This is a genomic window from Streptomyces sp. NPDC013317, from assembly GCF_055563155.1.
The window spans coordinates 120,193-133,569 of sequence record NZ_JBVHDX010000003.1; the positions used below are offsets into that span (position 1 = coordinate 120,193).

Annotated in this window: 19 protein-coding genes; 16 read left to right on the forward strand and 3 right to left on the reverse strand. The window is 68.9% G+C overall.

Annotated elements, in window-relative coordinates; genetic code table 11:
- Positions 1-134 precede the first annotated feature (134 nt).
- On the reverse strand, positions 135-356 hold the full coding sequence (locus ACZ3IJ_RS09395) for a hypothetical protein (protein WP_467467084.1): 222 nt from the start codon (positions 354-356) through the stop codon (positions 135-137).
- A gap of 106 nt (positions 357-462) precedes the next feature.
- Complete coding sequence (locus ACZ3IJ_RS09400; RefSeq protein WP_467467085.1) at positions 463-1,539, reverse strand: epoxide hydrolase family protein; 1,077 nt, start codon at positions 1,537-1,539, stop codon at positions 463-465.
- 343 nt (positions 1,540-1,882) lie between these two features.
- On the opposite strand from ACZ3IJ_RS09400, the gene ACZ3IJ_RS09405 reads away from it, so the two are divergent.
- From ACZ3IJ_RS09405 to ACZ3IJ_RS09455, 11 genes are all read left to right on the forward strand, one after another.
- Entirely contained in the window at positions 1,883-2,179 is a 297-nt protein-coding gene (locus ACZ3IJ_RS09405) for a gas vesicle protein GvpO (RefSeq protein WP_391801856.1), read from the forward strand.
- 168 nt (positions 2,180-2,347) lie between these two features.
- Positions 2,348-2,785, forward strand: a complete 438-nt coding sequence (locus ACZ3IJ_RS09410) for a gas vesicle structural protein GvpA (protein WP_467467086.1) — start codon at positions 2,348-2,350, stop codon at positions 2,783-2,785.
- Between the two features lie 3 nt (positions 2,786-2,788).
- Positions 2,789-3,502 carry a GvpL/GvpF family gas vesicle protein gene (locus ACZ3IJ_RS09415; protein ID WP_467467087.1) on the forward strand — a complete coding sequence of 238 codons (714 nt, stop codon included), beginning with the start codon at positions 2,789-2,791 and terminating at the stop codon, positions 3,500-3,502.
- A 61-nt stretch (positions 3,503-3,563) separates the two neighbouring features.
- Positions 3,564-3,821: a gas vesicle protein GvpG gene (locus ACZ3IJ_RS09420; protein ID WP_467467088.1), complete on the forward strand. Its 258-nt coding sequence runs from the start codon at positions 3,564-3,566 to the stop codon at positions 3,819-3,821.
- Between the two features lie 40 nt (positions 3,822-3,861).
- A complete protein-coding gene (locus tag ACZ3IJ_RS09425) occupies positions 3,862-4,497 on the forward strand; it encodes a hypothetical protein (RefSeq protein WP_467467089.1) in 636 nt (211 codons plus the stop codon).
- Entirely contained in the window at positions 4,490-5,686 is a 1,197-nt protein-coding gene (locus ACZ3IJ_RS09430; RefSeq protein WP_467467090.1) for an SRPBCC family protein, read from the forward strand. Before ACZ3IJ_RS09425 ends, ACZ3IJ_RS09430 begins: the two co-directional genes overlap by 8 nt.
- Before the next feature lie 38 nt (positions 5,687-5,724).
- Complete coding sequence (locus tag ACZ3IJ_RS09435; protein WP_467467091.1) at positions 5,725-6,180, forward strand: gas vesicle protein; 456 nt, start codon at positions 5,725-5,727, stop codon at positions 6,178-6,180.
- On the forward strand, positions 6,177-7,130 hold the full coding sequence (locus tag ACZ3IJ_RS09440) for a GvpL/GvpF family gas vesicle protein (RefSeq protein WP_467467092.1): 954 nt from the start codon (positions 6,177-6,179) through the stop codon (positions 7,128-7,130). The genes ACZ3IJ_RS09435 and ACZ3IJ_RS09440 overlap by 4 nt, the downstream gene beginning before the upstream one ends.
- A complete protein-coding gene (locus tag ACZ3IJ_RS09445; RefSeq protein WP_467467093.1) occupies positions 7,127-7,405 on the forward strand; it encodes a gas vesicle protein in 279 nt (92 codons plus the stop codon). Before ACZ3IJ_RS09440 ends, ACZ3IJ_RS09445 begins: the two co-directional genes overlap by 4 nt.
- A 5-nt stretch (positions 7,406-7,410) precedes the next feature.
- Positions 7,411-7,734: a gas vesicle protein K gene (locus ACZ3IJ_RS09450; RefSeq protein WP_467467094.1), complete on the forward strand. Its 324-nt coding sequence runs from the start codon at positions 7,411-7,413 to the stop codon at positions 7,732-7,734.
- Between the two features lie 71 nt (positions 7,735-7,805).
- Positions 7,806-8,240 carry a hypothetical protein gene (locus ACZ3IJ_RS09455; RefSeq protein ID WP_467467095.1) on the forward strand — a complete coding sequence of 145 codons (435 nt, stop codon included), beginning with the start codon at positions 7,806-7,808 and terminating at the stop codon, positions 8,238-8,240.
- Between the two features lie 183 nt (positions 8,241-8,423).
- Here the strand turns inward: ACZ3IJ_RS09455 and ACZ3IJ_RS09460 are convergent, their stop codons facing one another.
- Positions 8,424-8,693 (reverse strand): hypothetical protein, encoded by a 270-nt coding sequence (locus ACZ3IJ_RS09460; RefSeq protein ID WP_467467096.1) that lies wholly within the window; start codon positions 8,691-8,693, stop codon positions 8,424-8,426.
- A gap of 347 nt (positions 8,694-9,040) precedes the next feature.
- Here ACZ3IJ_RS09460 and ACZ3IJ_RS09465 point away from each other — a divergent pair, with 347 nt between their 5' ends.
- From ACZ3IJ_RS09465 to ACZ3IJ_RS09485, 5 genes are all read left to right on the forward strand, one after another.
- On the forward strand, positions 9,041-10,066 hold the full coding sequence (locus tag ACZ3IJ_RS09465; RefSeq protein ID WP_467467097.1) for a YihY/virulence factor BrkB family protein: 1,026 nt from the start codon (positions 9,041-9,043) through the stop codon (positions 10,064-10,066).
- Positions 10,067-10,268: 202 nt separating this feature from the next.
- On the forward strand, positions 10,269-10,478 hold the full coding sequence (locus ACZ3IJ_RS09470) for a hypothetical protein (protein ID WP_467467098.1): 210 nt from the start codon (positions 10,269-10,271) through the stop codon (positions 10,476-10,478).
- Positions 10,479-10,647: 169 nt separating this feature from the next.
- Positions 10,648-10,989 (forward strand): STAS domain-containing protein, encoded by a 342-nt coding sequence (locus tag ACZ3IJ_RS09475; protein ID WP_467467099.1) that lies wholly within the window; start codon positions 10,648-10,650, stop codon positions 10,987-10,989.
- A 112-nt stretch (positions 10,990-11,101) separates the two neighbouring features.
- A complete protein-coding gene (locus tag ACZ3IJ_RS09480; RefSeq protein ID WP_467467658.1) occupies positions 11,102-12,205 on the forward strand; it encodes a hypothetical protein in 1,104 nt (367 codons plus the stop codon).
- 767 nt (positions 12,206-12,972) lie between these two features.
- Positions 12,973-13,197, forward strand: coding sequence for a hypothetical protein (locus ACZ3IJ_RS09485; RefSeq protein ID WP_467467100.1), 225 nt, complete (start codon positions 12,973-12,975; stop codon positions 13,195-13,197).
- Positions 13,198-13,377: the final 180 nt, after the last annotated feature.

Genomic DNA, 13,377 nt, shown 5'->3' on the forward strand with positions numbered 1-13,377 from the left:
CAGCAGCCTCCCAGTTTTGCACCCTACCTGTTCCTCGGATTTATCCTCCGATTATCAGCACAGGCCGGGATGGGGTGAGGGAACCGGTTCGAGCATGCCCAGCCGGAGCGAGGCTCTCGTCAGTGCGACGCGCGTTACGAACCAGGGGGGAGCAGCTCGCGAGTGAGGGTGAAGGCCGCCGTGGCGCTGGACAGGAGAGCGTTGATCCGTCCGAGGATGCGGGCCGTCCTGTCGGTGCCCTGGACTTCGAGGGCCGAGGACAGGTCTTCGGCGTACTCCCGCGCCCGCACCGCCTCATCGGTCGTCGCGTCGCCCGCGTCCGTGCGCAGAGCATCGATCAGCTGCTGGTGTGGCACGTCAGGCACATGTACGCGGGCGAGGCCTGCGGACGGCCCATCCGTCGCCGGTGCCTCCGCATCCATGGCCGAGGGCGCGCTCCCCACCTCCGCCGCACACCAGTCGTCAGGCGTCGAGGAAGAAGTCCCGGACGTCCGCGGCCAGCAGCTCGGGTACCTCCATCGCGGCGAAGTGGCCGCCTCGGTCGAACTCCGACCAGTGGTCGATGTCGTACAGCCGTTCGGCGAGCGGTCGCACCGACTGCGTGATGTCGTGCGCGAACACCGCCACCCCTACCGGCACCGGGCACCGTTCGATCCGACGGGCGGCCTCGTAGGTGAGCCGCGCCGAGGAAGCCGCGGTGGCAGTCAGCCAGTACAGCGATATGTCGGTGAGCATCCGCTCGTCGCTGATCGGCGTGCGCGGGTCGGTCCACTGGGCGAAGCGCTCGGCGATCCAGACCAGCTGCCCCACGGGTGAGTCGGTCAGGGCGTAGCCGATGGTCTGGGGCGTCAGGGCCTGCAGCGCCTGGTACGGCGGACGGTTGGCCATCAGCTGTTTGACCTTGGCCAGTCGGGCTTCGTCCGATCCGGACAGCTCGACGCCGGCATCAGGATCCGGCCGGGTCGGCAGGTAGTTGACGTGCACCGCGACGACTCGCTCGGGAGCCACCGCGCCGAGCGCCAAGGAGATGCCCGCGCCGAAGTCACCGCCCTGCGCGCCGTACCGCTCATAGCCGAGGCGGCGCATCAACTCGGCCCAGGCCCGAGCGACACGGACGATGTCCCAGCCTCGCTCGTGGGTCGGCCCGGAGAAACCGAAGCCAGGGATGGACGGAATCACGAGGTGGAAGTCGCGGGACAGCGGCCCGATCACATCGAGGAACTCCAGGAACGAGCCGGGCCAGCCGTGGGTGAGGACCAGCGCGAGCGCGTCCGGGTTCGAGGAACGGACGTGGACGAAGTGGATGTTCTGGCCGTCGATCTCGGTGGTGAAGTGCGGAAGCCGGTTGAGCTCGGCTTCATGGGCACGCCAGTCGTAACCGGAGCGCCAGTACTCGGCCAGCTCCTTGAGTCGGGCCAGGGGGAAGCCGTAGTCCCACCCGGCTTCGGCCACCTCGTTGGGCCAGCGGGTGCGAGCGAGGCGGTCGTTGAGGTCGTCGAGGTGGGCCTGGGGGATGTCGATGCGGAACGGCTTGATCACGGTCTTCCCTCCCGAATTCATTCGAACCACGAACGTTCGTGACACCAACAAAGCTAGACCGTTAGTGTCACTAACGCAAGAGGTGCGACGGTGTTCTCGCGGCCGCGGCCGGCTCCGGTGAGGGCCGACGCGGCTGCCGCACCTCAACAGGGCTGTTGCGTATCCGCTTTGAGGCAGCGGGGTGGAGGACAGCGGACGGGATCGAGGCCTCCCTCGACTCTCGCCGTCCTGTTTCGAGGTTGGTCACGCATACGTTCGGACGCGGGGGGCACGCGAACGTCAGCCATCGACGGCTGCTGGAGCACCACTCCAGGGCGGTCATCCAGGCCTCACAGGCGGGAACATGAGCGCAACTGACGACGAGAAGAAGAAGACGTCCGGAAAGCTCGACATCGCCACGGCCATGCGCCGTGCCTCCGCGCAGCTTTCGGAGCTGCTGCAGTGCGAACCCGGATCCGTCTCCGCGGTCAAAGCCACGGAAGACGGGTGGGCGGCCGAGGTGGAGGTCGTCGAGCTGGAGAAGGTGCCGGACACGATGAGCGTCATGGCCTCGTACCGCGTGGCCCTCGACACGGAGGGACAGCTCGTCGCGTACGAGCGCACACGGCGTTACGCCCGGGGCCAGATCGACCGTCGCTGACGGCGGTGGCGCGCGCCGGCCGTGCCGGGGCGGGCCACCGTGCCGGCCGGCGTCGACAGGCACAGAAGCCGACAAGCGCAGAAGCCGGCTGCGCAGAAGCCACAGGCACAGGCACAGCAGAAGCCAAGGCACAGCAGTCGACAGGCGCTGAACCGGAAGGAGTTCACTGTGACACTCGTCCAACAGAGCAATGCCACGAGCGGCGGAAGCGGCTCGGGAAATCTCTACGATGTGCTGGAGCTCATCCTCGACCGAGGGCTCGTGATCGACGCGTTCGTCCGCGTCTCCCTGGTCGGGATCGAGATCCTCAAGATCGACGTCCGCGTGGTCGTGGCCAGCGTGGACACGTACCTCCGCTTCGCCGAGGCGTGCAACCGGCTCGACCTCGAGTCCGGGCGGAAGGCGCCCACGCAGCTCACCGACATCGTCGGCGACATGACCGAGAGCGGCGCCAAGGGCAAGTCGAAGGGCGCGCTGACCGGCGCCGTGGAGGCGTTCACCGATTCCCTCCAGGGCAAGCGCGAGGAGTCCGAGGAAGAGCCCCGCAAGCGGCCGGCACGCAAGTCCGCCTCCAGCCGCACGTCCACCGCCCGACGGGAGGAGTAGCAAGTGCCCACCTACATCTACGCCATCACCGGCGCCGATCACCCACTGCGCCTGGACGGGCTCCAGGGCGTGGGCGACCCACCGACTCCGCTGCGGACGGTCGCCGCGGGTGACGTCGCCGCGGTCGTCAGCGACGCCCCCGAGGGACTGCGGGCCAAGCGACGCGACGTGCTGGCGCACGAGGCGGTCCTGGAGACCCTGATGACGGACGGAGCGACGCTGCCGATGCGATTCGGCCTGCTCGGCCCGGACGACGAGCAGGTCGGCGCCGCACTGAAGCGTGACAGCGACGCCTACACCGCCAGGCTTGCCGAACTCGCCGGCCACGTCGAGTTCAACCTCAAGGCTGCCCGCGACGAGCAGGACCTGCTGCTGGAGATCGTGGCGGAGTCCGATCAGATCAGGGAGCTCAACGAACGTACGCGGTCGGGCTCAGCGGGGCAGGACGACCGGATCGCCCTCGGGGAGCTCGTCGCCGCCCAGGTCGCCGAACGCAACAACGCACAGGCGGAGAAGACGCTGGAGCGGCTGCTGCCCTCCGCGGCCCGCGCCTCGCGCGCCGAGCCCGGTGCCAGCCTCTTCCTCAACGTCTCGTTCCTTGTTCCGGCCACCGCCACGGACGCGTTCGTCCGCACCGTACGGGAAGAGGCCGACCGGCAGGGCGAGGCCTGCACCTTCACGCTGACCGGGCCGCTGCCGCCGTACAGCTTCGTATGACGCGGGCCCGGCACCGGCCGGCAGCAGCAGGTTCGAGCGACGCGGGGAAGGAGACGGAGCCATGGGACTGCTCACCGGACTTCTGACCCTGCCGCTCGCACCGGTGCGCGGCACCGCGTGGGTGGTCGACCAGGTGTTGCTGGCCGCGGAACGGGAGTACTACGACCCCGAGCCCGTACGAGCAGCGCTGGCGGCACTCGTGGACGACCTGGCGAACGGGCGGGTGGACGCCGAGGAGTTCGACCGGCGCGAAGACGCGCTTCTGGACCGGCTCGACGAGATCGAGGCGTACCGAATGGGGACGGAGAACGGTTCATGACCGAGCACAGTGACATTGCGAGGCAGAACGAGGTGTACCGGTGATACCGAAGAATGCCACGACGGCAGCCGCGCTGGTCGGCGGCTACCTCCTGGGGCGGACGAGGAAGGCCAAGATGGCCATCGGGGTGGGGATGTTCCTCGCCGGGCGCAGACTGGACCTCGACCCCCGACGGATCGGGAAACTCCTGGCCGCCTCGCCTATGGCGGGGGCTCTGAGCGAGCAGGTTCGCAGAGAGCTGTTCGAGGCCACGAAGTCGGCAGCGACGCAGGCCCTCACCAAGCGCGCCTCGGGCCTCGCCGACTCCTTGCAGGAGCGCACGCGGGCGCTCGGCCGTGACGACACCGACGACGACCGCGAGGACCTCGACGGCCGCGAGACCGGGGACGCCGCCGATGACGCGGACGTCGGCGATGACGAGGCCGAGGGCGAGGGTGATCAGGAGTCCGCGCGGCCGGCGGCCTCGGCCAAGAGCACCACGAAGCGCACCGCCAAGAGCACGGCGAAGAGCGCCACGAAGAGCGCCGCGAAGAAGAGCCCCAGCCGATCGGCCTCCCGAAGCAGTTCCTCCGGCGGCAGCCCTCGCAAGGCGACAACCGCCCGCAAGCGTGCGAGTGCCCCCAGGAAGGCGACGGCGTCCCGCACGCGGAAGAGCAGGAGTGACAGCGATGAGTGACTCGGCGCTCAGCAGGATCAAGAACGACTTGGCGGAGAACCCTGCCACCGACAGACTGAAGGAAGAGCTGCGGCTCTATCTGACGGCACGCGCCGAGGACGCGGTCACCCGGCTCGGGCAGCACCTCGGCGACAGCGTGGCCCGGCTGGCCGAGCCCGGAGCCGCGAAGAGCAGCCTCGGCAAGGGGCTTGCCAAGGGAGGGAAAGCTCTCGGCGAGGGCAAGTCCCCCGCGCGGGCAGCCCTCGCCGCCGGAACCTCCGCGTTCAAGGAGACCGTGAAGGACAAGACCCGGAGTCTCTTCGGCGGTGGTCGGAAGTCAGGCGGAGGCGCGGCGAAGAGCGTGACCATCGTCGAGGACATCGATGTCGGCGTCCCCGTACGCGAGGCGTACGACCAGTGGACGCAGTTCCAGGAGTTCAGCACCTTCGCCAAGGGTGTCGTCAGCGTCGAGACGGCGGACGACACGACCACCAACTGGAAGGTGAAGGTCGCGAAGTCGACCCGCAGTTGGCAGGCGAACGTCACCGAGCAGATCCCCGACAAGCGGATCACCTGGACCACGGAGGGCGCGAAGGGGACGGTCCGGGGAGCGGTGACCTTCCACCGCATCACCGACGACCTCACCCGTGTCCTGCTCGTACTGGAGTACTTCCCCAAGGGGCTGTTCGAGAAGACGGGGAACATCTGGCGCGCTCAGGGCAGGCGCGCCCGGCTGGATCTGAAGCTCTACCGCAAGTTCCTGATGCTGCGCGGAGAGGCCACCGACGGCTGGCGGGGCGAGGTCCGCGACGGCGAGGTCGTGGTCAGCCATGAGGAAGCGGTCGAGGAGGAGAACCGAGCCGACGGTGAGGCGGAGGACTTCGCGGACGAGGAGTCGGAGGAGGACCTCGACCCCGAGGAGTACGACGAGCCCCTCGGCGAGGAGGAACTCGACGAGGCCGACGAGGACGGCGCAGAGGTCGAGGACGAGGCCGGGGCTGACCCGGACGACGAGGCCGACGGGTACGGCGAGGACGAACCGGCCGGAGAGGCCGACGTGGACGACCGGGACTCCGAGTTCGACGACGCCGACGCCGACACCGACGCCGACGCCGAGTACGAACCGGCCGACGACGCCGAAGAGGCCGAGGCCGGCCGGGCGCGCAGGTCGGGGCGCCGCACCCGCCGTCGTGCCTCCGTCGGCGGCTGACGAGAGCACAGCACACCCAGAGAACAGAGGTCTCCAACGTGTCCGAATCATTCGCGGGACGCCTACCGGCATCACCGCATGCCGCGTCGCCGAGCAGCCGCCAGGGCTCGTCCGCGAACCTCGCGGACATCCTGGAACGCGTGCTCGACAAGGGCATCGTGATCGCGGGCGACATCCAGATCAACCTCCTCGACATCGAGCTGCTGACCATCAAGCTGCGGTTGTTGGTCGCGTCGGTCGACAAGGCGAAGGAGATGGGCATCGACTGGTGGGAGCACGATCCCTCCCTCTCCTCCCGGGCACGCCCGCCCCGCCATGTCGACGGCGGTGGCCGGTCCGGTGGGATCGACAGCGGCAGCCGGGAGGAACTCCTGGCCGACGAGAACGAGCGCCTGCGCGCCGAACTCGTACGGCTGCGCGCCGAGGCCCTACCGGACGGACACGAACGGGAACCGGCGGCGGATGCCCGCCAGGGGACTGAGGAGGCGCGGTGAGCGACCGTGATCTGAACCGCGACGTGGTCCCCTCCCCCACCCCGGGGGTGCAAGGCCTCCCCGGGTCGGAGGGAATGTCCGCCTCTCCCCCGATGGCGTACGTGTACGGCGTCGGCCGGGACGACGGCAGGCTCTCCGCCCTCGTCCGTACGGTGAGTGGAATCGACGGCCATCACGTGGAGCTCGTCCCGGCGGAAGGCCTGGTCGCCCTGGTGTCCTCCGTACCGGCCGAGGTCTTCGACGACGCGGCGCTACGGCGGCAGCTGGAGGATCTCGGGAGGCTGGAGGAGATCGCCCGGGCCCACCACGACGTGGTCGACGCCGCGTTCACACGGGCGGCGGTCCTTCCCTTCCGGCTCGCCACGGTCTGTCCCGACGAGGACCGGGTGACCGGCATGCTGGTCGATCACCGTGACCGGTTCGCCGAGATGCTGACGTGCTTCGACGGTCACGTCGAGCTGGGCGTGAAGGTCCACGCCGACCCGAAGGCGGTCGCGTCGACCCCGCAGGCTGCTTCTCAGGAGTCGGTCGGGGCTCGTACGGCGAGCCCGGGCCGGGCGTATCTGCAACAGCGAAGGCAGCGACGGCGTAACACCGAGAACCTCTTCCATGCCGCCGGCGCGGTCGTGGACGACGTCACGCGTGTGGCCCAGCAGGTCGCGAGGGCCACGGTGATGCACCGCCCTCAGGAGGGCGGACTGTCGGGACGGCTCGGGGTCAACATCGCCAACCACGCCTACTTGGTGCCGGCCGGCGCCGAGACGCGTTTCCGTGACGAGGTGCAGGCGGCGGCGCGCCCGGTCCCGGGCGTGCGGGTGGAGGTGACCGGTCCGTGGGCTCCGTACTCGTTCTCGGCTCCCGCCACCGTCGCCACGGACGTGGCCGTGGACGGCGACGGGGACAGGGCCGAAGCCGGGGCCAGGGAGGGAGACGGGGTGGACAGGCGATGAGTACGCCCTTCTTCGTGGACGACGGCTCGCACGAGCCGGTCGAGCGCCTCTCCGGTCCTCCGGTCGCGCTCATCGACCTGTTGGACCGCCTGTTGACCGGGGGTGCGGTCCTGACCGGAGACCTCGTGCTCTCCATCGCCGACGTGGACCTCGTCCACATCAATCTGCGCGCGGTCATCAGGTCGATCACGGGCGACGAGCCGGCTCCATGGACCCGAGGAACGACCAGTGCCGATGCCCCTCGCGGGGACCACGCCGTCGAGTCGAAGAGGTGACCGCCATGGAGAGTACGACGAGGGACGCGCGGGACAGCGCAGTCGCGCAACGGCTGTCCGTCGACCCCGACACCGTGGAACGCGACCTCATCAAACTCGTCCTGACCATCGTCGAGTTGTTGCGTCAGCTGATGGAACGCACCGCCGTCCACCGCGTCGATCAGGGCGACCTCGGCGCGGACGAGGAAGAACGCATCGGCATGACGCTGATGATCCTGCACGAGCGTATGGAAGAACTGTGCGAGCGCTACGGACTGTCCATGGACGATCTGAACCTGGACCTGGGCCCGTTGGGGTCGCTCCTCCCCAGCGACTCCCTCGGCCGGTGATCCGGCCTCGCACAGCGCCCCGGTGAGGCGATCCCCGTTTCACCGCCGAAAGTCAGGCAAGGAGGAATGCCATGAGTACATCGAACGGAAGTGCCAAGGGAACCGGTAGCACGACGGCGCGCAAGTCGCCCGCCAAGCGGGCCACCTCGACCGCCAAGAGCGCCCAGTCGAAGGCCACCGCCGCGGCGAGCGAAGCGGAGACCGCGGCCCGCGACGCGGAGCAGTCCGCGTCGACAGCTGTCCGCTCCGCGGGCGAAGCGACGAAGACCGCCGGCCGTGCGGTCGCGAGCGGTCTGCAGATGGGCCAGCAGGCGGTGACGGCGAATGCCGCGAAGGCGGCGACCGCGGCCACCGCGGCCTGGACCGTCGTGAAGAACAGGAAGGTGATAGCCGCGGGTGCGGCGGCGGGCATCGTCGGCATCGCCGGCGCCGCGTTCGCGGTCGGCCGTTCCACGGCCAAGCCGGCCGTCGGCCCCCTGACCCGGCTCGCCGGCGGACGGATCTGACCGCACCTGGGTCTGCATCTGCATGTGCGGCTGCTGCCTACGCCGAACGCCTCCCGGTCCGCTCCGTCTTCTCGGAGCGGACCGGCGTCGTTCACAGCGTGTCCCCCGCTTGGGGGGCGGCGTGCTCCCGCTCGGGGCAGCAGGCGATCGGCCCGCCCGGCGCCGTACGTGTCACCGTACGAGTCAGCGAGAGTCGGCGCCGGCATCGCACGGACCGGTCAAGCGGTAGTACGCCGCGACGTCCTCTCGGTACTGCCGGTCGGCGAGGTGCTGGTCGGCGAGGAACTGCGGGGCGTCCCTGACCTGGTCCTTGGTGAGGGACAGGTGGAGGGTGCGGGTCGCCGGGTCGACCGCGGCGACCGCCCCGGCGGGGATGAGCAGCTTGCCGAAGATCCACGTGCCGGCGTCCACGACCAGGTAGGCGTCGCCGGCCTCGTCGCAATGCTTGTCCACCGAACCGATCGGACCGTCGGTCGCTTCTACGCTCCAATCGGTCAGGTCGGTCCCCGGTAGATGGCCACATACCGTGCTGTAGGTCCACGGGTTTTCCGTCATGGTGGCGTCCTCCTCCGTTTCTCGGTGGCGCCTTCCCCTGTTGTCGGAGCCCACACAGCGGCCGCGGTGTCGACGTCCGTCGGGCGGGGCGGTGCACGGGTTACGCAGGGCTGTGCACGCATGGCATGCGGCGGAGCGGTAACGCGACGGTCATGAAAGGCACTGAGAGTTCCGAGCGCGGTGACAGGCGCCTCGACGTAGGTCCTGACGAGCAGGTGGGTCCTGGCGGCATGGGTCCTGGCGGCATGGGTCCTGACGAGCAGGTGCGCCCGGGCAGCGTGGGCCGAGACAAGCCGGTGGGCCCTGACGAGCGTGTCGAAGAGCGTGCTCCCGACAGCCCCGTCGACCTGCCTCGGCGGTCCTGGACGGCAGTGCTGCGCGGCACGCTGGAGGAGTTCAGGGACGACGAACTGCTCGATCGAGCCGCGAGTCTCACGTACTACGGAATTCTGTCGCTGTTCCCGGCTCTCCTGGTGCTCGTGTCCTTCCTCGGTATCGCGGGCGAGTCGGCCATCCGCCATGTGCTGGACACCGTGGACACGCTGGCGCCGGGTGCCGCGCGCGACGTGCTCGGTGAAGCCGTGGGGCAGCTCCGGGGCAACGGCGGGGCCGGCTCTCTCCTCGCCGTCGTGGGTCTGATCCTCGCGCTCTGGTCCGCTTCCGGATACGTCGCCGCGTTCATACGCGTCGCGAACGCCGTCTACGACGTCCCGGAGGGGCGCCCGCTGTGGAAGATCCTCCCGCTGCGCCTGGTTCTGACGGTCTCGCTCATGCTCCTGGCAGGCGTGAGCGCCCTGATCGTGGTCGTCACCGGCGAGCTGGCCCGGCATGCGGGCGCCGCTCTCGGCATCGGCGACACGGTCATGACGGTGTGGTCGGTCGTGAAGTGGCCGGTCCTGGTCGTCCTCGTCGCGGTCATGATGGCGCTGCTGTACTGGGCGGCGCCGAACGCCAAGGGCCGTGGATTCAGGTGGGTGAGCCTGGGCAGTTTCCTCGCGCTGGCGCTCTGGATGCTCGCGTCCGGGGGATTCGCCTTCTACGCCGCGCACTTCGGCTCGTTCAACAGGGTCTACGGCACCCTGGCGGGCGTCATCGTCTTCCTGATGTGGCTCTGGATCACCAACCTCGCCCTCCTGCTCGGCCTGGAGTTCGACGCCGAGGTTGCGCGTCAGCGGGCCATCGCCGGCGGACATCCTGAGGACGAGGAGCTGTACATCGAGCCGAGGGACACCCGGAAGTGGTCGGATGTGGACCGTCGCCGCCTGGAGTGAGTACGTCGCTGTCACGGGCCTGGCGGTCCAGGAACCCGATCAGCCGTGTCTCGGATCGTGAACTCGGCCGGTCAGGCGGCGTGGGTGCGCCCGGCCGGGTCTCGCCAGGCGAGTGAATGCGGCACCGGGCTCAGCGTGGCCCTCATGTGGGGCCCTCAGGAGCGGGGAGGCTTGATTGTCACACCTGACCTTGGAGGAACGCATGGCCCACAGCTTCACAGTCGGGGACCGGGTGACCACACAGGACCTGGGGCAGACCGCAGGCTCGACGCCGGTCCGCCTCGCCGACCTGCCGGTCGGCAGAATCACCGCGCTGTCCGGCGACACCGCCACCGTCGACTGGTACGACGGCGAGAAGGTCGACGCGACCACGGCGGTACCCGTCTCCCAGCTGCACCTCGTCACGGAATAGAGGCTCGGGCGGACGCCGGGCGCGTGGATCGCCGACGCCGAAAAGGGGCATGGGCCCGGCGAGCGATTCGACCGGACTGCGGATGACGTAGGTGCCGTAGCGCCAGGTGCGGGTCTGTCGCATACCACGGCCGGACCTGGGCAGCCGCAGGGCGATCGAGGTGAACGTCGTGAGAACCACGTACGAGGAACATACGGACCGCCGGGCCGAGGCATCTCCGCAAGCCCACGTCGTGCATGTGACTGGTGAGCTGGACATGCATCACGCGGACGAGGTCCGAACGACACTGTTCACGGAAATCGCTCAGGCCCCACCCCGGGCCGACGTTGTCCTCGATCTCAGGCATTCGTCGTTCTGCGACTCCTCGGGCCTCAACGTGCTCTTGGACGCCCGCCGCCATGCCATGGCGTTCGGTCACACTCTCCGGCTCGGGGCGCCCTGCCATCAGCTGTTGCGCCTGCTGGAAACGACCGACACGGCGGGGATGTTCGTGGTGGGACCCATCGCGTAGGACGCGCGCACCGGCCGTAGGCGGGCGTGAGGGCTCGCAGTGCGCTCAAAACACGTTGGCCGGTCTGCCCACGAACTGCAACGATGCCCTCCGAATCGCCATCGGAGGGCATTTGTTCGTTTTCTTGTGTGCGGGATGCGGCGCCGAGCTGAGCGCCCCGTTGTCCCGGGTCGCCCTGCCGGCGCACGCTCATCAGACGTACGGGAACGGGCTTCAGCTCCCGGTCCTCATGAAGCCGGGCACGTTCGCCGAGGATCCTGAACCCTGGGGGCCGCCGTGGCGGCGATGGGAGGAGATCCCTCCAGGCGAGGCGGTGGCCCGCGGCATCTACGCACCGGTTCGTGCGCTCTCCTACGGTGCCCCCGGTTCGATCGTCATCGCACCCGGCGACGCCCGCGGCACCGTGTTGATTCCGGAGAGGGCCGGCGGCAACTGCTGCGGGCTCGACGGCACAGACGGCCCCAACATGGCCTGCGAGGCGTGTGGCATGCCGGTGGCGAGCAGGATCGACGACTGCTCACTCTGGCAGGCGGTATGGCTGGCGCCCCATGCCGTGCGCCGCCATCTGGTCGACAGCGGGGACTCCGTGCCCCTCAGCTGGGCAGAGCTGTTGAAGGAAGAGAAGCCCACGCCGTCGTTCGAGCCGATCGCCACGTGGGGGCCCCAGACCGGCACGGACCACTTCTGGTCGTGGAGCCCGCAGTGGGAGGCCGCGGTCGGCCGGGCACTTGCTCACCTGTTGGCAGCCTCGGAAGGGCGGCCGGTGACCGTCCCCGACGGTCTGAGCAAGAAAGTGTTCCAACGCACGCTCGATGCCCTGCTGCCCTCGGGCCCGCGGACACGGCGCGCCGTTCTGGCCGGACCAGGCCTGCCTGCACCCGACGCTGACGCTGACATCGCCCTCGTACCGGCCCATCCGCAGACCGGACAGACGTGGACCCCGGGCGCCCCGGCGACTGCGGCATACCCCGTGCCTCTGCCGTTCGGGGTGTGGCTGTCGCTGGCTTTCCCGAAGCCTCACCTTCCGCTTCCTGCGTCGGGCGGCATGCCCGCCGGCGTCCTGCGCGACGACCCGCCCGCACCACGTCCCCAGCACGTGTTCCGGCCCGATGAGAGCGTCCTCCGCCACACCCTGGTTCGACTCCCGGACGTCCGTAGTCCGTGGTTGCGAGAGATCCTCGAACACCTCGAGCACACGCGCGTCAGCCTCTTCTAGACCGTTCCGGACTGCGGAGCCTCCCGGCCCTCCATGAGCCAGGTGAATGGCTACCAAGCCGAATCGGGGCTGCCGTCCGACGTCGGACCCACGCAGGCTGACGGGTGCCGGATCGAGGCTCTCGTGTTCAAGCTGTTCGTCGCGCCATGGCCCCGTGGCACGGAAGAACGAGTCACGCAGCCATCGCTGCCCCTGCCCGTGACGGCTTCGTTGCCACGACGCTGGTCCTGGCCGAGCGGGCAGGCATCGAGGTGACCTAGCCGTCAGCAGGCTTCGACGAGACGGCGGCCGCAGGGACCTTCAGGTGCCGGCGGGCACGCTTCCCTCTGGTCGAACGACGACAGCCACCCTCCTGCGCCACACAATGAACTACCCGTCCAGTAAGCCCTCTTCCCCATTATCGTCACCACGACGATATAGGCTATTGTCGTCCCCTGGACTAAGCGGTGAACGAGAGCGCCAGCTCGAGGAGCAGATCATCGGCAGCGCAAGCGCAGGGAGTAGCTGGGTCTAGTGACGTCGCGAGTCCAACCTGACTGGTGGAACAGGATCGTCGACTGCTTCGCAGGGGTCGCCTGCGGCACCGAGGCCATCGCACCACTGGAGAGACTTCAGGACTGGATCCTGTGGGAACTTCAGCATGGAGAGACGGCCCTGGACTCGCTGGGCGCCTTGGCACTACTCCCGCCCCTACCGTTGGCGGAAGAGTCCGGTCACACCGGGTTATACGATGAGGTGGCGAACGTGAAGAACTATGGGGGACTCAGATGACCGGCATGCTCTGGCTCGACATTGTCATCGGATTCTTTATCCTGGGCCTGCTCGTGTGGCTGTCCCCGTTCCTTCTGGGACTCAGCGTCCTCGGACTGGTCATCTCGATCGCTACGTGGACGCCATGGGGAATGCTGGTTTCCTTTATCGCGTGCTTGATCTCGGGAGCCATGGTGGCGCTTCGCGAACCAGAAAGGATCTACGTCATCATCAGGCGCTGAGTCCCGGACGGCACGGCACGGCTCCGCCCTGCCCGCGTTCCCCGCCCCGGCGCGGGCGTAGGCGCTATGTGGTGCCGACCTACCGCTCGGTTGTCTCCTGCACAACATGCATCAGGATCTGATGCACCGCGTGGAAAATCCGCCGACCGCATCCTCTCTGGCCGAACCCGCGTGCACCGA